This window comes from Sediminibacterium sp. GW821-FHT12F12 (genome assembly GCF_058806635.1).
Window position 1 is genome coordinate 81596 of sequence record NZ_JBXAPW010000007.1, and the last position, 25617, is coordinate 107212.

At 45.9% G+C, this 25617-nt stretch carries 24 protein-coding genes; 12 read left to right on the forward strand and 12 right to left on the reverse strand.

Going from position 1 to position 25617, the window contains the following annotated elements:
• Nucleotides 1–7 precede the first annotated feature (7 nt).
• Both AC1RNB_RS11570 and AC1RNB_RS11575 read right to left on the reverse strand, forming a co-directional pair.
• Nucleotides 8–547, reverse strand: a complete 540-nt coding sequence (locus tag AC1RNB_RS11570; protein ID WP_493082925.1) for a DsrE family protein — start codon at nucleotides 545–547, stop codon at nucleotides 8–10.
• Between the two features lie 116 nt (nucleotides 548–663).
• Nucleotides 664–1305 carry an START domain-containing protein gene (locus AC1RNB_RS11575; RefSeq protein WP_493082927.1) on the reverse strand — a complete coding sequence of 214 codons (642 nt, stop codon included), beginning with the start codon at nucleotides 1303–1305 and terminating at the stop codon, nucleotides 664–666.
• Nucleotides 1306–1314: 9 nt separating this feature from the next.
• On the opposite strand from AC1RNB_RS11575, the gene AC1RNB_RS11580 reads away from it, so the two are divergent.
• The 11 genes from AC1RNB_RS11580 (at nucleotide 1315) to AC1RNB_RS11630 (ending at nucleotide 13882) form a co-directional block, all read left to right on the forward strand.
• Nucleotides 1315–1830 (forward strand): GNAT family N-acetyltransferase, encoded by a 516-nt coding sequence (locus tag AC1RNB_RS11580; RefSeq protein WP_493082929.1) that lies wholly within the window; start codon nucleotides 1315–1317, stop codon nucleotides 1828–1830.
• A gap of 191 nt (nucleotides 1831–2021) precedes the next feature.
• On the forward strand, nucleotides 2022–3032 hold the full coding sequence (gene recA / locus AC1RNB_RS11585; protein ID WP_493082931.1) for a recombinase RecA: 1011 nt from the start codon (nucleotides 2022–2024) through the stop codon (nucleotides 3030–3032).
• Between the two features lie 259 nt (nucleotides 3033–3291).
• The gene (locus AC1RNB_RS11590; protein WP_493082933.1) at nucleotides 3292–4233 is read left to right on the forward strand and encodes a 1-acyl-sn-glycerol-3-phosphate acyltransferase; all 942 of its coding nucleotides are present in this window, start codon (nucleotides 3292–3294) and stop codon (nucleotides 4231–4233) included.
• A 60-nt stretch (nucleotides 4234–4293) separates the two neighbouring features.
• On the forward strand, nucleotides 4294–4755 hold the full coding sequence (locus tag AC1RNB_RS11595) for a methylglyoxal synthase (RefSeq protein WP_493082935.1): 462 nt from the start codon (nucleotides 4294–4296) through the stop codon (nucleotides 4753–4755).
• Nucleotides 4756–4856: 101 nt separating this feature from the next.
• Entirely contained in the window at nucleotides 4857–5699 is an 843-nt protein-coding gene (ypfJ, locus tag AC1RNB_RS11600; RefSeq protein ID WP_493082937.1) for a KPN_02809 family neutral zinc metallopeptidase, read from the forward strand.
• Between the two features lie 19 nt (nucleotides 5700–5718).
• Nucleotides 5719–7371, forward strand: a complete 1653-nt coding sequence (locus tag AC1RNB_RS11605) for an amidase (RefSeq protein WP_493082939.1) — start codon at nucleotides 5719–5721, stop codon at nucleotides 7369–7371.
• Nucleotides 7372–7734: 363 nt separating this feature from the next.
• Complete coding sequence (locus tag AC1RNB_RS11610) at nucleotides 7735–9957, forward strand: transferrin receptor-like dimerization domain-containing protein (protein ID WP_493082941.1); 2223 nt, start codon at nucleotides 7735–7737, stop codon at nucleotides 9955–9957.
• A gap of 15 nt (nucleotides 9958–9972) precedes the next feature.
• A complete protein-coding gene (locus tag AC1RNB_RS11615; RefSeq protein ID WP_493082943.1) occupies nucleotides 9973–11112 on the forward strand; it encodes an esterase-like activity of phytase family protein in 1140 nt (379 codons plus the stop codon).
• On the forward strand, nucleotides 11109–11759 hold the full coding sequence (locus AC1RNB_RS11620; RefSeq protein WP_493082945.1) for a peptidylprolyl isomerase: 651 nt from the start codon (nucleotides 11109–11111) through the stop codon (nucleotides 11757–11759). Before AC1RNB_RS11615 ends, AC1RNB_RS11620 begins: the two co-directional genes overlap by 4 nt.
• 97 nt (nucleotides 11760–11856) lie before the next feature.
• Nucleotides 11857–12429 (forward strand): DUF4136 domain-containing protein, encoded by a 573-nt coding sequence (locus tag AC1RNB_RS11625; RefSeq protein ID WP_493082947.1) that lies wholly within the window; start codon nucleotides 11857–11859, stop codon nucleotides 12427–12429.
• A gap of 172 nt (nucleotides 12430–12601) precedes the next feature.
• Nucleotides 12602–13882 carry an Nramp family divalent metal transporter gene (locus tag AC1RNB_RS11630; RefSeq protein ID WP_493082949.1) on the forward strand — a complete coding sequence of 427 codons (1281 nt, stop codon included), beginning with the start codon at nucleotides 12602–12604 and terminating at the stop codon, nucleotides 13880–13882.
• Between the two features lie 7 nt (nucleotides 13883–13889).
• Here AC1RNB_RS11630 and AC1RNB_RS11635 read toward each other — a convergent pair whose 3' ends face one another.
• From AC1RNB_RS11635 to AC1RNB_RS11675, 9 genes are all read right to left on the reverse strand, one after another.
• Complete coding sequence (locus AC1RNB_RS11635; protein ID WP_493082951.1) at nucleotides 13890–14354, reverse strand: lipocalin-like domain-containing protein; 465 nt, start codon at nucleotides 14352–14354, stop codon at nucleotides 13890–13892.
• A 64-nt stretch (nucleotides 14355–14418) separates the two neighbouring features.
• A complete protein-coding gene (locus AC1RNB_RS11640) occupies nucleotides 14419–16551 on the reverse strand; it encodes a prolyl oligopeptidase family serine peptidase (RefSeq protein ID WP_493082953.1) in 2133 nt (710 codons plus the stop codon).
• Nucleotides 16552–16644: 93 nt separating this feature from the next.
• Nucleotides 16645–17244, reverse strand: coding sequence for an alpha-ketoglutarate-dependent dioxygenase AlkB family protein (locus AC1RNB_RS11645; RefSeq protein ID WP_493082955.1), 600 nt, complete (start codon nucleotides 17242–17244; stop codon nucleotides 16645–16647).
• Nucleotides 17228–17476 (reverse strand): Ada metal-binding domain-containing protein, encoded by a 249-nt coding sequence (locus tag AC1RNB_RS11650; RefSeq protein WP_493082957.1) that lies wholly within the window; start codon nucleotides 17474–17476, stop codon nucleotides 17228–17230. Before AC1RNB_RS11650 ends, AC1RNB_RS11645 begins: the two co-directional genes overlap by 17 nt.
• Before the next feature lie 233 nt (nucleotides 17477–17709).
• A complete protein-coding gene (locus AC1RNB_RS11655; RefSeq protein ID WP_493082959.1) occupies nucleotides 17710–18114 on the reverse strand; it encodes a hypothetical protein in 405 nt (134 codons plus the stop codon).
• Between the two features lie 259 nt (nucleotides 18115–18373).
• Nucleotides 18374–18961 carry a 2OG-Fe(II) oxygenase gene (locus AC1RNB_RS11660; RefSeq protein WP_493082961.1) on the reverse strand — a complete coding sequence of 196 codons (588 nt, stop codon included), beginning with the start codon at nucleotides 18959–18961 and terminating at the stop codon, nucleotides 18374–18376.
• A gap of 389 nt (nucleotides 18962–19350) precedes the next feature.
• Nucleotides 19351–20391, reverse strand: coding sequence for a RelA/SpoT domain-containing protein (locus tag AC1RNB_RS11665; protein ID WP_493082963.1), 1041 nt, complete (start codon nucleotides 20389–20391; stop codon nucleotides 19351–19353).
• Nucleotides 20392–20493: 102 nt separating this feature from the next.
• Nucleotides 20494–21075 (reverse strand): NYN domain-containing protein, encoded by a 582-nt coding sequence (locus AC1RNB_RS11670; RefSeq protein ID WP_493082965.1) that lies wholly within the window; start codon nucleotides 21073–21075, stop codon nucleotides 20494–20496.
• A gap of 349 nt (nucleotides 21076–21424) precedes the next feature.
• Complete coding sequence (locus AC1RNB_RS11675; RefSeq protein WP_493082967.1) at nucleotides 21425–21937, reverse strand: hypothetical protein; 513 nt, start codon at nucleotides 21935–21937, stop codon at nucleotides 21425–21427.
• Between the two features lie 97 nt (nucleotides 21938–22034).
• Between AC1RNB_RS11675 and uvrB the strand changes: the two genes are divergently transcribed.
• Nucleotides 22035–24074, forward strand: coding sequence for an excinuclease ABC subunit UvrB (uvrB, locus tag AC1RNB_RS11680; protein WP_493082969.1), 2040 nt, complete (start codon nucleotides 22035–22037; stop codon nucleotides 24072–24074).
• Nucleotides 24075–24771: 697 nt separating this feature from the next.
• On the opposite strand, the gene AC1RNB_RS11685 is transcribed toward uvrB, so the two are convergent.
• A complete protein-coding gene (locus AC1RNB_RS11685; RefSeq protein WP_493082971.1) occupies nucleotides 24772–25584 on the reverse strand; it encodes a CHRD domain-containing protein in 813 nt (270 codons plus the stop codon).
• Nucleotides 25585–25617: the final 33 nt, after the last annotated feature.

The window sequence follows — 25617 nt, forward strand, 5'->3', positions numbered from 1 at the left end:
GATTGTTTTATTTGAAGTTGATCAGCGCATACCCTTTTAGCTGGTAAGTGGTTAGAGTTGTTAAGGCAGAAGTAGCCAGTTTCACTTCCGGGGCGATATCATTTTCGGTAAGTTTTCCGCGGATGAGGTTTTGCCCGCATACAAAAAACTGTACCCCCGCATTACTCAATTCCGAGATCAGCGGCAGATTGGGATTATCTGTCTTGAATTTCTGCCGGTATTTTTCCTGATTCAGAATTGAGAAAGTGGCCATTTTATGGATCACTACCACCACTTTCATTTTATTCACAGGTACACCGGCTGATCCGTGCAGGTTCATCAGTGTGGCAATGGCTTCGAGATAGAGATTCAGGGTATCGGGTTTCTCTGCCTGGTTGGTGATATCTACCAGAATTTTGTATTCCATTTTCTTATCCGGCTTTTCTGTAGCGTTGGGAATTTCCCACACAGATCCGTAAGACTTAATAATCGGATTTACTTTCGGCTGTTGTGCTTTTGCCGTGCAAATAAGCAGGAAGAAGCTGGCGAAAACATAGATAGGTTTCATAACATTTGTTTAAAAACAAGATAGAAAGAAAGGTCCACAGCAGGAGTAAACAAATGCTGAACGGTTTTGCTGGCAGATGATGGTAGCATCTTATGTACAGAAGGAAAGAAGCTGTATCAATCCGTAATAAACGAAGGTCTATTGAGGGCTCTTGTTTTGGTAAGTTGCGAGCGCAGATTTTTGAAAGTCTGTATCAACCCCCTGGCAGAAAAAGAGTTGATGATCCAGGCAGGCAGATCGCCGCCGGGGTCAACCTGCAAGGTATAGATAACACGTACTTCTTTGTTAGTGAGGGGTATTAACTGCCAGCTTCCTTCTGAGTAATCGATCCGTACCAGTTTGGGTTTTTTAGGTTCCCATCCGCTTACGTTATTGGCTTTAATGTTTACTTCTTTGGTAACAGCGTTTTGGCTGATGATAACGTGCGAAACAAAATCGCGGTTAACTGCGGGCCAGGGAAAGATCACTTCGGAATAATAATATAATTCCGATGGCGAAACCTGTTTCAGTAAACGGGTGGAGCGGCTGTTAAAGATCCAGTCATCATACGCAGACACATCCGCAATCACCGCGGTTAGTTGTGAGAGGGTTGCCTGGAATACGGCTTCCAGTTTTACCGAATTGATTTTTGAATCGCTGCGTTTCTGCGAATAGGTTTTAATGCCGTCTTTCTCTCCTGTCAGTTTCCAGTTGTCCTGTGCAGTACCGCTTACCATTATCAGCGATAATAAAACCGTATAAAAGATATTTTTGTACATAAAAAAACATTGCCGGTAATTACAAAATTCGACACAAGGGATCTGGAACAACTGGTCACCTATCTCTCAGCACTGGGAAAAGAAACCCGCGCATTTTTTGGTCCGCATGGTTTTGACAAAACCTCGCTTTCCCGGTTTTACCAGGACCCGAAAAATACAGCTTATATCGCCACCGAAGAAAACCGGATCGTTGCGTATGCTATTCTCCGCCTGGGATTCCTGCGGCATGATGCACCCAGGCTTTTTTCGTATGGTTTAGACTTACACCCCGATACCGATGCCAGTTTTGCACCTTCTGTGGCAGATGACTGGCAGGGCCGTGGGCTGGGTCGTTCGCTTTTTACTTATATAATTAACGATCTCAGTAACCTTAATGTTACCCGGCTGATTTTATGGGGAGGGGTACAAAGCGCCAACCAGCGGGCCGTCCGCTATTACCAGCAACTGGGGTTCCGGACACTGGGTTATTTTGAATACCATGGCTGGAATGCGGATATGGTCTATGAGATCCCGCAAAAGGGTTAAAAAACAGGCTACAGCCAGTATAAATACCCGATTACCGACCGTCGGGCAGCCTTATATTTACAACGGAAGAAAAACCACAATAAGACCAAACTAAATACGTTAGTAAAAAAAATACTAAAAAAATTAGTGTGAATAAGAAAAAACAGATACTTTTACCACTCCATTAATTTTGATCCTTAAATTCTACGACAATGAGTAATGCAGACAAGCTGAAGGCGTTAAAGCTGACGATCGACAAGATCGATAAAGATTATGGTAAGGGTAGTGTGATGATGATGAATGAAAAAAGCCAGGAGCCGATGGAAGTGATTTCTACCGGATCGATTGGTTTAGACGCCGCATTGGGTGTGGGTGGTTTGCCAAAAGGAAGAATTATAGAAATATATGGACCGGAATCATCCGGTAAAACCACGATCGCTATTCACGTGATCGCTGAGGCGCAGAAAAAAGGCGGGATGTGTGCCATTATAGATGCGGAACACGCGTTTGACAGTTCTTATGCCCAGAAACTGGGTGTAGATGTAGATAACCTGTTGATCTCGCAACCGGATTATGGTGAGCAGGCACTGGAGATCGCCGACAGGCTGATTCTTTCCGGCGCGCTGGATGTGGTAGTGATCGACTCAGTGGCTGCCCTGGTTCCTAAAAGTGAACTGGAAGGCGAAATGGGCGATAGTAAAATGGGGCTGCATGCCAGGCTGATGAGCCAGGCGCTGCGTAAACTCACTGCTACCATTAATAAAACCAATACGATCTGTATTTTCATTAACCAGCTGCGCGAGAAGATCGGTGTAATGTTCGGTAACCCCGAAACCACCACCGGTGGTAATGCGCTGAAATTCTATGCATCGGTTAGGCTGGATATCCGCCGGATGACACAGGTAAAAGATGGGGATTCCGCTATCGGAAATCACGTAAAAGTAAAAGTGGTCAAAAACAAAGTAGCACCACCTTTCCGCGCGGCAGAATTTGATATCATTTTCGGAGAAGGTATCAGTAAACTGGGCGAGATTATTGATATGGGTGTAGAACTGGGCATTGTGCAGAAAAGCGGGTCCTGGTTCAGTTATGAAACCAATAAACTGGGACAGGGTCGCGATTCGGTAAAATCCCTGTTACACGATAATCCTGAACTGGCCAATGAAATAGAGGCCAAGATCAGGGCCAAGATCATTGAAGTAAAAGCTGCAGCTGAAGCATAAACTTGTTTTTGATGGGTTAGTTAGTAAGGCCACCGCAGGGATGCGGTGGTTTTTTTGTGCCCAAGAAGGAGAGAAATTCAGGACAAGTCCTATTCGGTGATTTTGCTAAAACAAAACAGACATTTGCCCCCGAATTAGTTATTTTCTGAATCAAAATAGAAAGACACCATAAAATATCGGTAAAATGGGAATAACCTATTCGTTTTCAACATCTCCGGGCGGCATTGATTTGTTACATTTAGCAGTATAATTATCCGCCTTGTTCTATTCCCTCGTTAAAATATGGGTCCGGCTGGCACTGAGGATCTTCTGCACCAAAACCACCGTAATGGGCAGGGAATCGCTGGCGATTGCCGGTCCGGTGCTGCTGGTGGCCAACCACCCCAACTCCTTTCTGGATGCCATTGTGATCGGCGCGCAGTTTGACCGGCCTGTACATTTTCTGGCCCGCGGCGATGCATTTAACAAACCCTGGCACAATACCCTGCTCCGCCTGCTGAATATGATCCCTATTTACCGTTTGCGGGAGGGTAAAGAAAATCTTCACCTGAACGAAAGAGCCTTTCAGCAAAGCAAAGAAGTGTTGGAAGAAGGAGGTATTGTGCTGATTTTTATTGAGGGCATCTGTTTGAATACACACCAGCTGCAACCATTTAAAAAAGGGGCCGCCCGCATTACCTGGGAAAACAGGCGACTGCCCGGATTTTCTGTACTACCAATGGGAATTGCATTCGATCATTTTCATCGATTTGGTAAAGAAGTACATCTACATTTTGGTAAACCGCTGTTGCCGCAAATCCTCTTACCTTATGAAGAGGAAGCACGCAGCCTGATCTGTTTCAACAAAATAGTCTATGATGAGATCAATCAAAGAATAGAACTGCCGAATAAAGAGCGTTTAACGTTGGCAGAAAAAATCAGTTGCGCATGTATTGCCTTACCGGCCTGTTGTATACATGCGCCCCTATACTATCCAGTTAAAAAACTGGTGCAGCAGAAAACCCGGGGCACTGTTTTTTATGACTCGGTATTGTTTGGCGTATTACTGTTTGTATATCCGCTGTATGTTCTATTGCTGTGTTATCTTTTATTATTGATGACAGGGCCACTTTCGCTTGCATGGCTGATTTTTTTGCTGATTCCTTTCTCTGCATGGATCGCCGTTCGCTGGCGCAAAAGTTTTTACGCGCAAACGCGCTAACAAGATCCTTTTGTAAACAACGGTTACCTTACCTTCATAGGGCGTATTAATTGTAAAAACATGCATACTGTAAAAATTCTCGGTAAACGGAAAAGAATAGCGCTGGTGGCGCATGATCATAAAAAAACAGACCTGCTGGAATGGGCCAAACACAACGCAACGGCTCTTGCCAAACACGAACTTTTTGCTACCGGCACCACTGGCAGGTTGCTGGAAGAAGTGCTGGACAGGCCCGTAAAAAAACTGTTGAGTGGTCCGCTGGGCGGCGACCAGCAGATAGGTGCCATGATTGCCAATGGTGAGATTGACATGATGTTTTTTTTCTGGGATCCTATGGAAGCACAGCCTCACGACAGTGATGTAAAAGCCTTGCTTCGTTTATGCGTGGCCTGGAATATACCCATGGCCTGCGACAGGGCCACGGCTGATTTTATCATGACCTCTCCTTTTATGCACGGCGAGTATGAAACCACCATACCTGATTATGAAGGATACCTGAACCGGAAGATCAAGGAGGAGTAACCGGATTTGTGCAGCAATAGCACCCATCCGTATGGCTCAGATCTGAACCATTCGCCAATGGTGCTGTTACAGAATTGAGAACAATCTTAAATCCGAAACCCATGAGATGGCAAGGCAGAAGAGAAAGCGATAATGTGGAAGACCGCCGGGGTATTGGTGGCGGAATGATACTGAAAGGCGGCATTGGCACGATTGTGATTGGCATCATTTACCTGTTACTGGGTGGAGACCCCTCTGCCGTCTTAAACACTGTAGTAGAGCAACAGCAAACACAAACGGCCGCAACACCGCGAAGTGAGGCGGAAGAAAAGCTGGCTTCTTTTTCAAGAGTGGTATTGGCCGATACAGAAGATGTGTGGTCGGCCATTTTTAAAGAGAGAAACGAAACCTATCGCAAGCCCACGCTCGTTCTCTTTACCGAACAAACCCAATCCGGCTGCGGATTTTCGAGTGCAGTTACGGGACCGTTTTATTGTCCGGCAGATGAAAAATTGTATTTAGACCTTTCTTTTTTCTCCGAACTCGATTCCCGCTTTGGCGCACCGGGCGAATTTGCAATGGCTTATGTGATTGCACACGAAGTGGGGCACCATGTGCAGCAGCTGATGGGTGTATTTGAGAAAACGGAACAGGAAAGGCAAACACTCAGCAAAACTGAGTATAATAAGCTGTCGGTAAAAACAGAACTGCAGGCCGATTTTTATGCGGGTGTCTGGGCCAACCGCAACCAGCAAATGAAAAACTTTATGGAAAGCGGCGACCTGGAATCGGCGCTGAATGCTGCCAATGCTATTGGCGACGACCGTTTGCAACAAAGAAGCGGGGGAACCGTGGTGCCGGATGCTTTTACACATGGCAGTTCCAAACAGCGGATGTACTGGTTTAAAAAAGGATTTGAAACCGGCGATATTAAACAGGGTAATACTTTTTTAAACGAAGAATAAACACAGATAAATTATACGTATGAGAAAAACGATCATTGCGCTGGCCTTGTTATACAGTATGCAAACCCAGGCGCAGGACACGCTTACTAAAAACGATCTGCCGGCAGCGGCTCATTTGCTGGATCTGAGTTTTACACAGAAAGAGATCGACAGTATGTACGATGGTGTAAAAGAGAACATGCTGCTTTATCGCCTCATGCACAAAAAATCATTGAACAATAATGTGCCGATGAGCCTCTGGCAAAGCCCGGTATTGCCCGGTATGCAGTTCAACAATAAACAGGAGAAGATCAACTGGAACATTTCCTCCAAAGTATCACTGCCCGCTAATATAAACGATCTCGCTTTTTACAATATCCTGCAACTGGCTTCGCTGATCAAAAACAAAAAGATCAGTTCGGTGGAGCTCACGAAATTTTTTATTGACCGGATCCGCCGATTTGGCGATACACTGCAGTGTGTGATTTCGGTAACGGAAGAAATAGCCCTGCAGCAGGCCCGGCAGGCAGATGCTGAAATAGCTGCGGGTAAATACCGTGGTCCTCTGCACGGCATTCCCTACGGATTAAAAGATCTTTTTGCCGTAAAAGGAACCAAAACCACCTGGGGTGCGGCACCGTATAAAAACCAGGTGATTGAACAGGATGCTTTTGTGTATACCCAATTACAAAATGCGGGCGCTGTGCTCGTGGCCAAATTTACACTGGGTGCACTGGCTATGGGCGATTACTGGTATGGCGGCCGCACCAAAAACCCCTGGAATCTGCAAACAGGATCATCGGGTTCTTCGGCGGGATCTGCTTCTGCAACGGTGGCCGGACTGGTACCCTTTGCCATTGGCACGGAAACCTGGGGATCGATCACATCTCCTTCTTCTACCTGTGGTGCTACGGGATTGCGGCCCACCTTTGGCAGCATCAGCCGCAGCGGCGCCATGACACTGAGCTGGAGCCTGGATAAAGTAGGGCCTATTTGCCGCAGTGCCGAAGATGCCGCGGTGGTGTTTCAATATATACACGGCACCGATGGCCTTGACCAGAGTGCCGTGAACAAACCCTTTAACTACCAGCCCAAAACCGATGTGAAAAAAATGCGCGTGGCCTATGCCAAAAATTATTACGACCGCATTACCGATACCAGCCGCAGTGAATGGAAAGTGCTGGAAGCTTATAAACAAATGGGTGTAGAACTGGTGCCCATCAATTTTCCGGACAGTGCCCAGTATCATTATGCTATTATGGATATTGTGATTGGTGCTGAATGTGCCGCAGCTTTTGATGATTTTACCCGCACCAACCTGGATGACGAAATGACACGCCAGGGCCGGGGCGACTGGCCCAATAGTTTCCGCACTTCTCGTTTTGTACCTGCAGTGGAATATATCAATGCCAACCGCCACCGTTATTTGTTGATGCAGCAGGTGAATGAAGCGATGAAAGATATTGATGTGTTGATCTGTCCAACCAGGGGAAGCGGTAACCAGGGAGCCATCACGAACCTGACCGGACACCCGGTGGTATGTGTGCCAACGGGTTTTGATAAAAGAAATAACCTGCCTACCAGTATCACGCTGATTGGTAAACTGTATGATGAAGCCGCGATACTTGCGGCGGCCAAGGCTTACCAGGATGTTACGCAGTGGGATGAGATGCATCCGGCGATGTTTAAGTAATGCTACGCATTAACACTCCGGGCTAAAGCCCGAGGAATAATTTAAAGAGGAGATCATTTGATCCACGCCCTCAAGGGCGTGGCAATGGTGAATCATTTAGCTTGACTAAACGGGTTTAAATAGCTAGGGCGTATTACCAAATCTTTCCTTGAAATGTGGGTTGGTTTTATTTTGCTGCGCACTTCAGGGCGTGGGTAAAAAGTTTTGAAAGAAGATTTCTTTAGGGACTTTAGTCCCGAGTGTTGCCCGAACAGAACCTACTGTACAAGTGAGTGACACAACCGGGATGCCATGAAAAACAAAAGCCGGTAACATACCCGTCTGAAATCCTTAAATTGCTGTATCAACAATTCCCGACCCTACATGAGAAGATTATTTGCCTGCGGTCTGCTGGCCGCATTGAGTTTTGCCAATGAATCAACGGCACAAAAAACGATTACCGGATTTACCGAAAATTCGACCAGTGCCCAAAAACAGCTGGAACAGAAATTTGATGCACAGTTAAGTGCCGAGCGGATTGGAAAAGCGATCAAAGAATTATCTGCCGTGCCGCATCATGTGGGATCTGCGGGTGGTAAAGCAGTAGCAGAGAATATCCTGCAAAAATTCAAAGCCTATGGCTGGGACGCGAAAATAGAAACCTACCAGGTTTTATTTCCCACACCCCAAACGCGTGTGCTGGAAATGGTATCGCCTACCGTATATAAAGCATTGTTGAAAGAGCCTGCACTGAAAGAAGACGGTACTTCGAACCAGGAAGACCAACTACCTACGTACAATGCATGGAGCGCCGATGGGGATGTGACGGGCGAACTGGTATTTGTGAATTATGGTTTGCCACAGGACTATGAACTGCTGGAGAGTCTGGGCATTAGTGTAACAGGAAAAATTGTGATTGCTAAATATGGCCGCAGCTGGCGCGGTATTAAACCCAAAGTAGCGCAGGAACATGGTGCTATTGGTTGTATCATTTATTCTGATCCCAAAGATGATGGTTATTACCAGGGTGATGTGTATCCGAAAGGCGCTTTTAAAAATGAATATGGCGTACAGCGCGGATCTATCATGGATATGGTGATCTATCCCGGCGATCCTTTAACACCCAATATCGGCGCTACAGAAAATGCCAAACGATTAGATCGTCTGGAAGCCCCCAACCTGTTGAAAATTCCGGTATTACCGATTAGCTATCATGATGCACAGCCTTTGTTACAGGCGTTGGAAGGTCCGGTAGCACCGGCTGACTGGAGAGGCGCATTGCCGTTTACCTATCATATCGGACCCGGTAAAGCGAAAGTACATTTGAAAGTAGATTTTAACTGGCAGCTGAAACCTGCCTATAATGTCATTGCCAAAATGGCCGGCTCACAGTTTCCCGACCAGTGGGTGATCAGGGGTAACCACCACGATGCCTGGGTAAATGGTGCCAACGATCCCATCAGCGGAGCGGCGGCTTTGCTGGAAGAAGCACAGGCTATTGGCGAACTGGTAAAAACAGGCTGGAAACCCAAACGCACACTGGTGTATTGTGCCTGGGATGCTGAAGAACCCGGATTGCTGGGCTCTACTGAATGGGTAGAAGATCATATGACCGAACTGCAGCAGAAAACGGTAGTATATATTAATTCGGATGGCAATGGCAGGGGTTTTCTGGGTGTAGATGGATCGCATGCATTGGAAACACTGGTTACTGAGATCAGTAAAGATGTAACAGACCCGCAAACCCGTGTTTCTGTTTTTGAAAGAAGAAAAGCCATTAATGCAGTAGATGCACCCAATGCCAAAGCAAAAAAAGAAGCGATGGCCAAAACAACCTTTAAGGTAAATGCCATGGGGTCTGGTTCTGATTATTCTTCTTTTATACAACATGCCGGTATTCCTTCTTTGAATATTGGATATGGTGGAGAAGATGATGGCGGCGAATACCATTCGATCTATGATTCGTATGATGATTACAGTCGTTTTAAAGACCCTGGATTTTTCTATGGCGTGGCTTTGGCACAAACTGCCGGTCGCGCGGCCCTGCGCATGGCCAATGCAGAAACCCTGCCATTTGATTTCCGCAGTCTGCAACGCACCGTGAGCGATTATGTGAAAGACCTGTTGAGCCAGACCGACCAGCTGCGCGAAAACACTGCCGCAGAAAATGAACTGATCCGCAACAATGGTTATGCACTGGCCAATGATCCTACCGAAAAAAAGAAAACACCTGCAGCAAAAGCAGAAGTGCCTTATCTTGATTTTTCGCCTTTGCTGAATGCGTTGACATTGCTGGAGAAAAGTACCGATCAACTGGCCGCAACCTGGGCAAAAGCTGCCGCCACCGGCGCCAACACCGCTGCGTTGAACCTGGCCCTGTACCGGGCAGAGCAACAATTGTTAACCACTAACGGCTTACCTCGCAGAAGCTGGTACAAACACACGTTGTATGCACCGGGTTTTTATACGGGATATGGGGTAAAAACCATTCCCGGCGTGCGTGAGGCCATAGAGCAGCGCAACTGGAAAGAAGCGCAGGAACAGATCGGGGTGGTGGCTGCATCGCTGGAGAAATTATCGGGTTATCTGCAGAAGATCAGTCAGTAAATTTTTGAGTAGAAGATGAACAAAGTAAAATACAGAACGATTTTAGGTTTACTGGCTTTGCTGTTGGTAACGGGTTCGATAGCACAGAAACCTGTTACCATCAGCAGCCTGCGGCTGATAGGTGAAAAAGAAATTGAGTATGGTTTTTCTTTTAAGGGAACTACGGTGGGCGGATTATCCTCTATTGATTACGACAGGCGTCGCGGGGTGTATTATATGATCTGCGATGACCGATCTGCCATTAACCCGGCCAGGTTTTACACCGCTAAGATTTTTTTTACAACAAAGGGAATAGACAGTGTAGTAATGGTGTGTGTGGATACATTGCAGCAGCCGGATGGCACTGTTTATCCCAATGCCAAACAAAATCCCTCACTTACGCCCGATCCCGAAGCTATGCGCTACGATCCTTTACGACATCGATTGGTATGGAGCAGTGAAGGAGAAAGGATTCTGCGGGGAACAGATACGGTATTACAGAATCCCTCTATCAACATCATTTCTCTGCGGGGCCGCTACCGCGATAATTTTCGGTTGCCCGCCAACCTGCGTATGCGGGCAACTGAAAAAGGCCCGCGACAAAATGGGGTGCTGGAAGGAATGAGTTTTGACCGAAACTATCAAACACTGTATGTGAATGCGGAAGAGCCTTTGTATGAAGATGGTCCGCGGGCGGGGCTTACCGATAACCAAGCCTGGATCAGGATCTACCGTTTTGATGTGAGGACACGGAAGAATACTGCACAATATGCGTACCTGCTGGACCCCGTTGCTTACCCCACCACACCCGCCAATGCCTTCATGGTAAATGGCGTGCCGGATATACTGGCCATTGGTGGCAACAAAATGATTGTGATGGAACGGTCTTTTTCTACCGGCCGGCTAGCCTGTACCATCAAACTCTACCTGACCGATCTGGGCAAAGCAGGCGATATCCGCAATAACCCTTCCTTACGGCAAACACCACCGGCCCGGCCCCTTACCAAACAACTATTGCTGAACCTGGATTCGCTGGGTATGTATGTGGATAATGTGGAGGGCATGACACTGGGGCCACGTTTACCCAACGGACATCAAACCCTGGTACTGGTAGCCGATAATAATTTTAATGCTTTTGAGAAAACGCAGATTTTTGTGTTTGAAATTATTCCATGAGAAATCATCCCACTCCTCTGCGAACCCTCCCCGACCTCAGCGGCTCCGCGGCGAAATCCCGCAGGGTGGTTGTATTTCTCCTGCTGTTTCTCGCGCTATCCGCCTGTCAGCAAAAGCAGGACCCCAACAAACCCCGCATACAGATACAGACATCGAAAGGAGATATTGAAATAGAACTCTACCCGCAACAGGCGCCGAAAACCGTGGCTGCTTTTTTATCTTATATCGATTCAGGCTACTATTATAACAGTAATTTTTACCGCGCCCTTACCATGGATAACCAACCTTCCAATGCGCCTAAAACAGAGCTGATACAGGGAGGCATCTGGAAAACCAATAACAAACTGGCCGTTAGCATACCGGGCATTCCGCACGAAAACACGGCGCAAACCAAAATTCTGCATGATGAAGGTGTGATCTCCCTGGCACGCGCCGAACCCGGAACGGCTGGTACAGAATTTTTTATCTGCTTAAGCAAACAACCCGGACTGGACCTGGGCGGAGAGAACGTACCCGATAAGCAGGGCTATGCCACATTCGGTAAAGTGGTAAGAGGAATGGGTGTGGTAAGAAAGATCTCGCGCCAGAATGAGAACGACCAGTATTTTTCGCCACCAGTGGCTATCTACAATATTGTGCGTAAGTAACAGCTGCGCTTTCACAAATCTTTATACTGCCTTTATTACACCCGGCACGTGGATTGAACAGGTATAGCTGTATTGGATAACCCCCAATCGGCACGTTATGAAAAAGATACCCTGGTTCATGGGCGCCATGCTGGCAGTTTTGGTGCTGGCAGCCTGTAGTCGTGCGGCCTATGTACAAAAAGACGATACCATCGATTTTACCAGAATTAATACCTATGCCTGGGTGGTAGGCACGCAAAAAGACAGTATTACGCAGAAACCCAAAACAAACGATCTGGTAGACCGGAAGATCCGCGAGAGCATAGACCGTAACCTGCAGCAGAAGGGCTGGCGTTTGGCGGTAACCGATCCGGATGTATTGCTGGTATATGACGTAGACATTCAAAGAGAAAACCGTACAGTGAGCGATCCTGTATATTCTATGCCCACAACCCGCTGGTTTTTTAACCCGTATAGCAGGCGGTATGTGCCCGTCTATTATCCTTCGCAGTTTTTAGGATATGATAACCGGAAAGAAACTATCAAGGAAGGAACACTGACCCTTACCATGATGGATGCACATACGGAAAAAACCATCTGGCAGGGTTGGACCAGCTCTGTGATCAACGGAAAACGCATGACCGATAAAGACATTGAAGACAATGTAAAAGCCATTATAAAGAAGTTGTAACCGCAAGCCCGTTTTATTACCATTATCCAGAAGGCCATACAGTATTGTATGGCCTTCGTCTATTAGATAGCGGTAAGCGTAACCTAAAGAATGCGTAATTTTAGTAGCAGATAAGGTTCGTAAAGAAAAGATCATCCTCATAACCGTTGCCGGGATATTCAGAAAAGGAAATATGCCATTATCACCAACAGAAAGGAAACGACAAACCAAAACCAACTGGAAAAAGATCCTGCGCTCGCTGGGTCCGGGACTGGTAACGGGTGCCAGTGATGATGATCCTTCAGGTATTGCCACGTATTCGCAGGCGGGGGCACAGTTCGGGTATGCCACTTTGTGGACGGCCCTATTCACTTTTCCCATGATGGCGGCCGTACAGGCCATGTGTGCGAGGATCGGGCTGGTAACTTCGAGGGGTTTAACGGTAACGCTGAAAAATCATTATCCCAAACCGGTATTATACCTGATGCTGCTCTTCGGATTTCCAGCCATTACCTTAAATATCGGCTCCGATATACAGAGCATGGGGGCTGTGGCGCATATGCTGTATCCCGGTATTCCGGAAACAGTGTATTGTGTGTCGGTTACAGCTATACTGATGTTCGTGATCATTCAGTTTTCTTACCGCAAACTGGCCGCTATTCTCAAATGGCTATGTCTTTCGTTGTTGTTATATATACTGGTACCCTTTATGGTTGAACAGGATTGGAGCGAAGTGTTGAAGGGTGCATTCATTCCACAGATCCAGTTCAACAAAGCTTTTCTCGCCATACTGGTGGGTATTTTGGGCACCACTATTTCGCCTTATTTATTTTTCTGGCAGGCTACCATGGAAGCGGAAGACATTGCGCACAAAAGAAAAAAAGTGGTGGTTGACAAACAGATCCTCGATAATATGAAGCTGGATGTGAACCTGGGCATGGCGCTCTCTAACCTTGTCATGTTTTTTATCATTCTTACGGCAGGTGCTGTGTTATACAAAGCGGGGATCCGCCAGATAGATACGGTAGACCAGGCCGCCAAAGCATTGGAACCATTAGCTGGTAAACTCACTTACCTCATTTTTACGATCGGGGTAATTGGTACGGGCTTTCTCGCCATACCGGTACTGGCCGGCGCACAATCATATATGCTGGCAGAAACTTTTGGCTGGAAAGCGGGACTGGATAAAAAGTTTCCGCAGGCAAAAGGCTTTTATGTGTCGATTGTTGTTTCGCTGCTGGTAGGGTTATCGCTGAACTTTGTGGGTATTACACCGATCCAGGCGCTGATCTATACTGCCATCTTATATGGATTAACCGCACCGGTACTCATTGCCGTCATTCTTCATATCGCCAATAATAAAAACATTATGGGTGAGCATACCAATTCTACACTTTCCAATGTACTGGGTGGTATTACACTGCTTGTGATGACCGCGGCGGCTATCGGGTTATTGTATTTTCAGTTTGTATAAGCGCCGATTAATTTTTTACCCGCACATATTTTTCTATGTTCAGACGGTTAACGCCGGTAGCTTCTACAATTTCTACACCGCGTTGGGTAAGGGTATCGTTCTGCAGGGTGAGGGTAAAACTGAAATCATGTCCTTCCCAGGCACGATCGCTGCAGTAAGTCAGGTGTTCGGTGTAAGTGCTATCCTTAAGGGTATAGGTTCCGGCTCCCGCAGAAAAAGAAGCATCGCTGCCCTGCCCTTTGTTCAGATCATGTTGGGTAAAGGAAAAATGGGTGGCATTAATGATCTTGATAAAGGAACGGTCTTTTGTATAATCGGTTACTACCGTATCTCCCTTTTCTATCAGCGTGCCACTTAGCAATTGCCAGGTTCCGATGATGGGAAGGGTTTCGGGACTGCTTTGTTTTTCTGTTTTGCTGGCGCAGGAGCACACAACACTGATCAGCAAAATAAAGGAGATTGTTTTTTTCATGCATTGAATGTAAGGAGTGAGTAAGAGGCTATGCCGTTTCATCGTTTTATAGGGTTGCTGCGTATCAATATTTTGGCTGGACCTGCATATTATAAAACATGAAACTCCATTTATCCGTTGTTTCGGCAATGATCTGCTGGGTACTTTTACCCGCACCGTGTCCTGCTTTGGTTTCTATTCTGATCAATACCGGGTTGGGGCCTGTTTGGTTTTCCTGCATATGGGCGGCAAACTTGAAGGAGTGGGCCGGTACTACGCGGTCGTCGTGATCGGCGGTGGTGATAAGCGTTGCAGGATAGGCAGCTGGTTTTACATTGTGTACCGGCGAATAACCATACAGGTAGTTGAACATTTCTTTACTGTCTGCCGATGTACCATAATCATAGGCCCAGCCCGCACCTGCAGTAAAGCGGTGATAACGTAACATATCCATCACACCCACTGCCGGAAACGCTACTCTGCACATGTCTGGTTGCTGGGTAATACAGGCGCCAATCAGTAACCCACCATTACTACCCCCTTCAATGGCCAGTTTTTCTCTGGATGTGTATTTATTATCTGTCAGGTATTTTGCCGCAGCGATAAAATCATCAAACACATTTTGCTTTTTTGTTTTGATGCCCTGTTCGTGCCAGGCTTCGCCATATTCGCCGCCGCCGCGCAGATTGGGTACCGCAAATACACCACCATTCTCCAGTAAAATCATATTCGATGTACTGAAGAAAGGCGTTAAACTTACACTGAACCCACCATAGGCATACATCAGGCAGGGATTTTTTCCGTTCAGCTCCATTCCCTTTTTGTAGGTAATGATCATCGGAATTTTTGTGCCGTCTTTAGAGGGATAAAATACCTGTTTGGATTCATACGCTTCCAGATTGAAGTCAAGTTTAGGCTGTTTATACAGGCTGGTTTTACCGGTGGCGATATCCATTTTATAAATGGAGTAGGGCGTGGTATAACTGGTATAGCCATAAAACAGTTCTGTATCATCCTGTTTTCCGGAAAAACCACTGGCACTGCCCAGACCCGGTAGCATGATTTCGCGGATCTGTTTTCCGGTTCTGTCGTATTGGTACACCTTGCTAACGGCATCTTTCAGGTAAGAACAAAACAGAGATCCGCCTGCGGCAGATGCGCTCAACACTTCCGGTTTGGCTTCTATCAGGGTTTTCCAGTTGCTTTCTTCAGGCGTGGCAATGGGTGCCAGCATTAATTTTCCGGTTGGCGCATTTCTGTCGGTTTGAATATAAAAATAATTGTCATCCACATCTACTACCGTATGCTGGTTCTTTATATCAGCTACCAATGTTTTTATGGGAGCCGATGGTTGCGTAAGATCCATGACCAACAGCTTATTGCCATAGGTTGAGTTGGCAGCATAGATGAATAACCAACGCTGATTTTCGCTGACACTGGCACCCAGGTAGCGGATAGATTCGTTATTTCCGGCATAGATGAGCTTATCATTTTTCTGGGCTGTACCAACAGCATGAAAATAGAGTTTGTGGTTATCTGTTTTACCCGCCAGAAAACTACCTTCTTTGGGTCGTTCGTATGTGCTGTAAAAAAATCCCTCATTGCCTTTCCAGGTGGCGCCGCTGAATTTGATATCCTGCATGGTATCGCCCACCTGTTTCTTGTTGATGGCGTCCATTACAATGATCTTCTGCCAGTCGCTGCCCCCTTCCGAAATATTATACGCAGCCATGGATCCGTCTTTTGAAAAACTGATATTGGACAGCGAAGTGGTACCATCTTTTGAAAAACTGTTGGGATCCAGAAACAGTTCTGCTGCGCCACCCTCTACCGGCTCGCGGTACAATACATACTGGTTCTGCAGGCCGGAGTTTTTAGAATAGTAATTGTATTTTCCTTCCCGGGTGGGTGCGGAAAATTTTTCATAATTAAACAGGTGTTCATACCGTTTTCCTATGGCTTCGCGGAAGGGAATCTGTTTCAGGTAACCCTGGGTTACTTCGTTCTCTGCAGCTACCCAGGCGGCGGTTTCTGCACTGGTATCATTCTCGAGCCAGCGATAGGGGTCGGCTACGATGGTTCCGAAATAATCGTCTTTAACGGTACTGTCTTTTTTAGTTGTCGGATATTTCACTTCAATCATTTTAAAATCGGCAGAATTGTTTTTGCAGGAAAAAAAGAGCACACCCGCAAACAGGGGAAATATTTTCTTCAGCATGGTAAGGGATTTGGCATAGTAAGATAAGGTTTTTTGTGAGGGCTCATAACCCATTCTCCCATCAACCCACGCAAACGCTGTTCACCCCCTCAATTACCCTACAATGGTCCTGAACGTAAGATTCACCCGGGGCTGGCGGGTTTGTTTGGTGGGTGGTAAGCGGTGCAGCCAATAGGTTTGGGTGGTATCTTTCATTACGAGTAAACTGCCGTGCTCCAGTACCAGCGATACGGTTTCGCCACTGGTCTTGTGTTTAAACGCAAACCTGCGCTCTGCACCAAAACTTAAAGAGCCAATGGCGCCATCTTTTTTCAGGTCCTTTTCACCATCGCTATGCCAGGCCATACCCTCCTCGCCGGTATGGTAGAGGTTGAGCAGGCAGGAATTAAAAGTTTCGCCGGTTTTTTCTTCCACCAGTTGTTTCAGCTGCAGCAGTTCGGGTGTCCAGGGCAGGGCTTTTTTGGTGCTGTTGGAGTACCTGTATTCAAAAGCACGATCGCCATACCAGGCCACTTTGCGTTTGGTAATGATACGTTTGCCGAAGAGGATGGCTTCATCGTTCTTCCATTCAATATTGTTCAGCAAAACCTGCAGGTATTGATCGGCTGTGCTGCGGTTCAGCAGTTTGCCGTAATAGTGTACGGTACCGTCTTTGGGTAAGAGATTGGTGTTTTCGTTACTGAACAGATCCATTTTTCCAATTTTGATAAGCGGCTCTCATACAATGTGCGCAGGGCCGGTAGCCGTTGGCCAGCGCTTCTTCTTCCGATGCAAAGAAAACCCGGTTCTCCCGTTTCATCTTTTTGCCCGACCTGCAGGATAAAATACCATAAATCCGCAATTTGCTGTTACCGCCGAGGTTAATCTTTTTTTGCCTGATCAGGCTTCGGATGGTAGTGTCATCCAGTTGGTCGTTTTTTTGCAAGGCGGATAATTGTATTACAAATATGGGATGGAATTGTTGAGGCTACAACCCGGAACTTGCGGTTTGGTTGTTCTGGGTTCTATGTTCTTCTTTTCCCATCAAACGCGAAGACCCATGAATGATCGCCTTCTGAAAACCGAAACCCGGCACTAAAGTACCCGCCATGTATTTAAAAAGGATCTTTATCAACGCGCTGAAGCGCGCGGCAAAGGGTTGGTTGCAGCGAACTTCTTTTATTTTAGTGGAACTGCTTTCGGAGAAGGATTGGCTGATTTTTTTCTGGTACCGGTAAAAGTTCCTTCGGCCATGCTGCCCAGTTTTAGTTTTCCCTTCATGGTATCGCCATCAACCGTGCCTTCATATTCTATCTGGTTACCGCTAACGGAGAAGGAGATAAAGAAAGTATTGCCTTTGATCTTTCCGCTGATTTCCGAATCGCCCAGCTGGCCGGTGTAAGTACCGGTAAGGGTGCTGTCTGTGAGGTGTTTCAGTTCGAACACGGGTGTGCCGCTACCCATGGAGGTTTCTACTGCCAGGTTCCAGGTGCCTTTCAGGTTGGCATGCGTTTGGGCCTGCAGTTGACTGCCGGCAAAAAATATGCAGCAGCTAAGCAGCAGCAAAGAAAAGGTTGTTTTCATAGGGCAGTGTTTTGAAACAGTAAGATAAGAAAACTTGTGGGTATGCATTAGCCGCTATCCAATCTTTGGAGAAGGAAATACAACAACACCTGGGATATATTCTGTGTTCCGGGTTCTGTGTTCTATGTTTCCCGGGACCTTTGCGATATTTTGAAAGGAAAGTGAACAACCCATCCTATTAACCCCATGCTTCAGTATGGGGATTAAGCCTCTCATTGTGGGTACCGGGCTTTAGCCCTCGTTGTATTACTCCGCGTTACTACTTTAACCAGCCCGTAATACTCATTCGGGGCACATGGGTAAGCAAAACCTCGTGCGCCAGTGTATGGCTCTGAAAAAAAACACATTTGCCATTGGTGGGCGGTATGTTCTGCAAACCGGTTGTGTGGTGAATACAGAGTTCACCCCCATCGCCGATTGCCCAGTGGGGGTTAAGGTAACAGATGAGGGAGAATTTGCGGCTATCGTTGTTGCGGAAGCTGTCTACATGTGTTTTGTAAAAACGGCCGGCCTCATATAAGGTATAGTGAAATTCATAACCGTTAATGCACGTGTAACAGGTTTCGTTCAGGTACAGCACCAACCGGTCTATGATATCGAGAAAAGCATTTTCGGGTTCCTGGTTATGGCTACGGTCCAGCCAGTAAATAAGATCGCCGCGGAAAGCGGTGTTGTGGTTTACCGCTGTATCGTTACCGGTACCGGCCGCCAGCAGCTGTTGTTTGGTTTGTAATATCAAGAGCTGTTCCTGTAATGCCGCAGCCAGTGCAGGCGACAGAAAATTTTCTGCAATACCTACCCGTTGATCCATAAAACTGTTGATGAGTATATCGAACTGCTGTTGCAAAGCCGGGATTGAGGGTATTGGCAGGTGCCGGAGGTAAGGTAGGCTTATTCGCCGCCGTGTGGACGGTTATTTTGCTGAACAGGTGTTGGAGACACCTGGCACTAAAGTGCCACTCTGGTTTTTAATACGCAGCTTTATCCACGCGCTGAAGCGCGCGGCAAGGGTTGGTTGCAGAAAGAATTAACCATTTTTGCATAGCCCAGCGCTTTAGCGCGGGGATGATGTGGGTCTAATTTATTCTGTTGGCACTTTAGTGCTGTGTTGTGATTATTGCAGAAGGCCAGAGTATTTAACTACACCTGTTCTATGTTCTTTGTTTTAACTAACTGGTTTAGTAGTTCTAAGCGAAGAGTACTCTGGTGAGAGACTCTTCGGAAAAGTTATATCTTCTAAATAAGTTTAAGTGCTTTACAATTTTGATTTACTCTTTCTAATGCTTCAATAAACTCTGAAGTGTCAAGAAAATAACTAGGGTATGCTTTTTTTAAAGATTTAATTGAATTTGCTGCAACAAGAACCACAGCGGTTTCAATTGATATTGCATTCTTTTCTAGTCTTAAGTACTCAGCTGTAGCTTGACTATATTTATTTTTTGGATAAACAGTAATAGATACGCGTTTTTTAACAAAACTAATATTAATGATATAATAATCGCCTTCAACTTTTTCAATATCAATGTGTCTTGCAGAAACTCTCAAAGCATTTAATATTTCAAGTACTTTCAACTTTTCAGTAAGTTGAAAACATCTTGTCATAAGCACTTCCATCTTAAAATCTTTGTGCTTATCCAAAACAGCAAGCTTTTCTTTCATCGCAAAAAGCGAACTGATTGTCTGAAAAAAATTAATCCAATCATCAGGTCCTTGTCCAGATTTCAAAGATGTCTGTGTATATATGCCAGCCGTTTCCACAGCTGTTGCCCAATTATGTTGAAGTTTTGTTCGTATCTGTAACTCTAGCTTTACTCCATCGTACTGAACCTTTTTGGATTTATATGTATATATGTAATGGATACTTCTGTAACCGGTTTCTCTTGGATCAGTAACGTAATCATCAGAATACTCAATCTTGTATCTTTTTGTTTCTGAATGTAATTCGATAAGTCTTTTAAATTTATTAAGATCTTTAGTATCTTTTAAAACCACTCTAAATCCTCCAATGTCTTGCATTCCACCCAGAGCCATTGTTTTATTCAAATCAAGTTTGTATTCAATCGAAGTAAGCCTCTTTAGCCGTTGAGAAATTAAAACAGGAGAAATGGCGTTTAGCTCGAGTATTTTAACTATATGATTTTTTATCACGGTCAATGGGGAAAGATGATTTGTTCTCCATTCATTTATTAGCTCTAATGCTCTATCTCGATCCTCCTGCGATTTAGAAGACATTAAGATTTTCCCTGCTCTAGTAACTTGCGATTTAGTTGGTCTCATAATAATTTCTACTAACTATAAAAGTTGCTGGTATCGAAAGATTAAACTGTTTACAACAAAAAATAATGAACGACAGATTTCTTAAGCTTTTCTGAGATAGTTTTAGCTATTTTTTACCGCCATTTTTAATTCGCCATGAAGAGGATCTTTATCAATTTCAATAATAGATCTAGCATAAGACCGCAACTCAGAAGAAATAGATGGAATTGAGCCAACCAAATGAAGGTCAACGCCATCTCCTTCAACCAAACTTTGGACTGGTTCATGAAAATCTCCATCGCCAGCTGCTAATACCAATTTTGTCCACTTTCTCCGGTAGTAAGATCGTGTCATGTGAAAAATTAATCCAACATCAACCCCTTTCTGACTTCTCAATTCATATTGAACTTCGGTTTCTGTTGGATGCATTACCGGAAGACCACCAAGTTGTTCGGGCCAACAAAGCAGTTTTTTGCTTAACCAATATATTTTTACCCTAAACCCAGGCCCTTTGGGATAGGGTAAAGTCAAGAATCCATGAAGTTTTTCTGCTGTCGGGGGATCGTTATCTGCATTAAAATAATAAGCCTCATCAATTGTATCTCCAAGGTATCTTTCGATATGTACTCGGAGTTTCATGTAGTCCATTTTGTCTCTGAAAACCTTGTAGACATATGACGCATCAATAAATAGTCCTATTGCCATTTTTTAGTTTTTATTTTATTGTGAAGAAATACCTCAACTCTCTTCTACAATCTACCCCAAAAACAAAACCCTCACACCGGGAAAAACCCCGTATTTCCCCAACCAGATTATCAAAAAATCCAAATCCCTTGATAATCAATAAAAAAATCTGCCCCAGCGGGGCCAAAGGTTTATAGAACAAAGGCATAATGAAAATCAGGTGTGCCTGAGGTACACCACCTGCGATACAGAAAGACAGCCATATCTTGCCAAACCGCTAGAAGGGATGTGTTACAAAGGGTAGCCCCGCCGGGGCATATGTATGCGTAGCTTGTTTGTTGCGTGCTACAAACCTTTGCCCCATCCGGGGCTAAGATTGTTTCGCAATGGGGCTAAAAGCAAAAACGCTGTTATTTCGCATGTTGCCAGCAATAACTGCTTCCTGCCTTAGCGGTCCTGCTGCATTGGCTACCCTTTTTGGTGGTTGCCTGGCACTGACCACTTTTTTTCGAGGGCTCTTTCTTTGGCTTTTCCGGTGCTGCACAAACACCGCAGGTGCCCCCACCGCGACAATAATTGCAGGATGAACAGCTACTGCAAGCCCGGCAGGCGGAAGAGCCCACACATCTGCCATAAACAAGAGCAGCATTATGTGAACTAAAAGAAGTAGCGAATAACAAAAACAACAGGCAACCAACAATCGAATAATTTCGCATGGCAGTTCATTTGTTAGAAAATATACTAATGATTTGGCAGACTTGCAATACCCCTTTGCTGATAATTGATTATCAAGTACAAGTGTGCGATGCCGCTTCCAGCGGCACAAGCGCAACAAGCGTTCTGCGTTAAGCGTTCCGCATTCAGCCCATATCATATAAATCATACCCAACCCAACGCACCCCCAACCCCTCATATCCCTTCAGCGTTCCCCAACAACTCTTAACTTTACACTCTTAACTATTAACTTTTAACTCTCTCCAGTGCCTTTCAAACTTCACTCCGCATACGAACCTTCCGGCGATCAACCCAATGCTATTCAACAACTTACCGAAGGTGTGAATGAGGGCGAAGCTTTTCAGACCCTGCTGGGGGTTACCGGATCGGGTAAAACTTTTACCATTGCCAACCTGATCCAGAATACCCAACGCCCCACACTGGTGCTTACGCATAACAAAACCCTGGTGGCGCAGTTGTACGGTGAGTTCAAACAGTTTTTCCCCGATAATGCCGTGGGCTATTTTGTGAGTTACTACGATTATTACCAGCCCGAAGCCTATATGCCGGTGAGTGATACCTATATTGAGAAAGACCTGAGCATTAACGAAGAACTCGATAAACTGCGGCTGCAGGCCACCTCGCAACTGCTGAGTGGCCGGCGCGATATTATTGTGGTGGCCAGTGTGAGTTGTATTTATGGTATGGGTAACCCTACCGAATATGAGAACGGCATCATCCGCATACACAAAGGCATGGTCATTAGCCGGCAGGCTTTTCTGCATGCGCTGGTGAACAGTTTGTACAACCGCTCGCAGGGCGATTTTACCCGCGGCACTTTTCGCGTGAAAGGCGATACGGTGGATATTAACCTGCCCTATGTGGACTTTGGTTACCGCATCACTTTTTTTGGCGATGAGATCGAAGAGATCGAAAGCATTGAAACCAGCAGCAGCAAACGCATCGGTATTATGGAGAATGCCGCCATTTTTCCGGCCACGCTTTACCTCGCTCCCAAAGACATGATCGTGGAAGTGATGCACGAGATCCAGGACGAGATGATGGCGCAGGTGGAATATTTTACCAAAACCGGCAAATACATTGAGGCCCAGCGTTTGAAAGAAAGAGTGGAATATGATATGGAAATGATCCGCGAACTGGGCTACTGTAATGGTATTGAAAACTACTCCCGCTTTTTCGACCGGCGCAAACCAGGTACCCGCCCCTTCTGTTTGCTGGATTATTTTCCGAAAGATTATTTGATGGTGATTGATGAGAGTCACCAAACCATACCCCAGGTAGCCGGCATGTACGGCGGCGACAGGAGCCGTAAAATGGTGCTGGTAGATTATGGTTTCCGTTTGCCGAGTGCGATGGATAACCGTCCGCTGAATTTTCATGAGTTTGAGAGCCTGATTGGTCAGACCATATTTGTAAGTGCCACGCCCGGCGATTATGAGCTGGAGAAAACGGGTGGTGTGGTGGTAGAGCAGATCGTGCGTCCTACCGGACTGCTGGATCCGCCGATTGAGATCCGTCCGAGTGTGAACCAGATCGATGACCTGCTGGAAGAGATCGACAAAACCGTGAAACAGGGTTACCGGGTATTGGTTACCACACTCACCAAACGTATGGCGGAGGAGATGGATAAATACCTGGGGCGCATCAATATCAAATCCAAATACATTCACAGCGATGTGGATACGCTGGAGCGGGTGGAGATTCTGCGGCAGTTACGTTTGGGAGAAATTGATGTATTGGTGGGTGTGAATTTATTACGTGAAGGATTAGATCTGCCCGAAGTAGCATTGGTGGCCATACTGGATGCGGATAAGGAAGGTTTTTTACGTAACGAAAGAAGTCTGACCCAGACGGCAGGCCGCGCCGCGCGTAATGTGGATGGTCGGGTAATTTTCTATGCCGACCAGATGACGGAGAGCATGCAGCGCACCATTGATGAAACCAGCCGCAGAAGAGAGAAACAGGTGCAGTATAATACCGAACATGGAATTACGCCTAAAACCATTATCAAATCGATTGAGCAGGTATATGCGCAGGGATCGGTGCTCGATATTAAAGGGTATGACCCGTCTAACCCGTATGCGTTGCAGAAAGATGAGGAACTCGTGAAACATGAAGCGGCCGAAGAGCAGGTGAGTTACCAGACCATTCCACAGATGGAGAAAGCGATCAGCAAGACCAAAAAAGAAATGGAAAAAGCCGCCCGTGATCTGGACTTTATTGAAGCGGCAAGATTGCGGGATGAGATGTTCCGTTTGCAGAAAGAGTTGCAGGCCATGCAATAAAAAAACCGTGCCATGCCTTGGTGTGAGAAAATTTCTCGCAGAGGCGCAAAGGCGCGGAAAGAGAATCTGTTCCCTCTTTAACCCTTTCTCTTTTTTCGCTCTAATTAAAATATCCTGCACTATTAGCGTAATGGCTAAACGTGCAGGAAGTTGCAATAAGAGAAGAACGAAGAAAAGAAGAAATAAAGAAAGGCACGGTGATTAGTGCGGTTCACTAAGAGGAGAAAGGGGGTGCCGGCTTTTGCGGGTAAGGATATAACCATACAAAAGCACGGCGATCAACTGTAAACCTCCATCTTCCCCCTTATTGATCTATCTGGCTGGCATTATTGGATAAAAAAAATTTGCGGACGAGGTATGTCAGGAAACAGCAAACCCCCAGAAGGCTAAACCCGAAACAATCCCTGAAATAACAGAGCGGTACTGTGATACCCGGTGAAAGGGGGCCCTCTGCTCCCGCGCGGTTGGGAGTAATGATACAGTTGATTTTACAGAGCTGCTGTATCAACCATTGAATGTTGCACATGTGTATGATAAATGTTTAGTGTAATTAGCCGCAAAACCGCAGAATGGATTTGCTGGATTGATTAGATTGTAAACGAAACAGTATGGATTCAAACAAGAGAGAGACGAAACCCAAATAAACTGCCATTTACATTGTGCTTTTTACGCCTCTCTCTTGATTGTCATCATTTTTTTAGCGGATCTGTGCTCTTACCACACCGGCAGCATGTGCTACGGAGTGTGCGTTAATATAAATAGCATCACTTAACAGCGAACTATAAACAGCATCCGAAACGCTGATCACTTTTAAGGTATTAAAATCAGCTTCTGCTGCATAAAAGCCCAGTAATACGGGTCCGTTGGCATTGGCAGCGGCAGTATGGATATGGGCTGCACTCATTACGTCGCCGGCTTCGAGACCGGTCATACTCAATTTCAGGTAGGCTTTTTTGTTTTCTGTTAAGCGGATCACGGCCAGTCCGAAAGCGGTTGTATTAACAGCCGGAACTTCGTTGGCACCGCTCATGAGCAGATCTGCTGCAAAAACGATTTTACTGTCTACCTGTCCGCGCAATAATCCGGTGGGTGCCTGTGTACTATGAATGTTTACATAGGTTTCCATGTTTTGTAAAGTGTCTATCTGTCCTGCTCTCAGTACAGGCGTTACACCGGAAACACCAGCGGCGCTGAAAGTTCCGTCGAACGGAATTTTGACTGCACCATTCGATCCGGCGTTACCCGCATGGATATGTGCAGCCGTTAATGCATCGCCGGCTGCCAAACCTGTTACTGCGATATTGTACCTGAGGGTGTTATCACTCAGTAATTCCAGTGTGGCCACAGCGGTTTCTGTACGGTTGGCAATGGCCGGTACTTCGTATTTTGCACTCATGGTAACGGTTTTTGACCAGGTTACGGTGGGAGTGTTGGTAACAGTGTTCTTCTTGCAACTAATTAATAGGAACGTGGCAGCTGCCATCGTAAAAAGAAGGTGAATCTTTTTCATTGGTATGTATTATTTTTAGAGAGGTACGCTTAC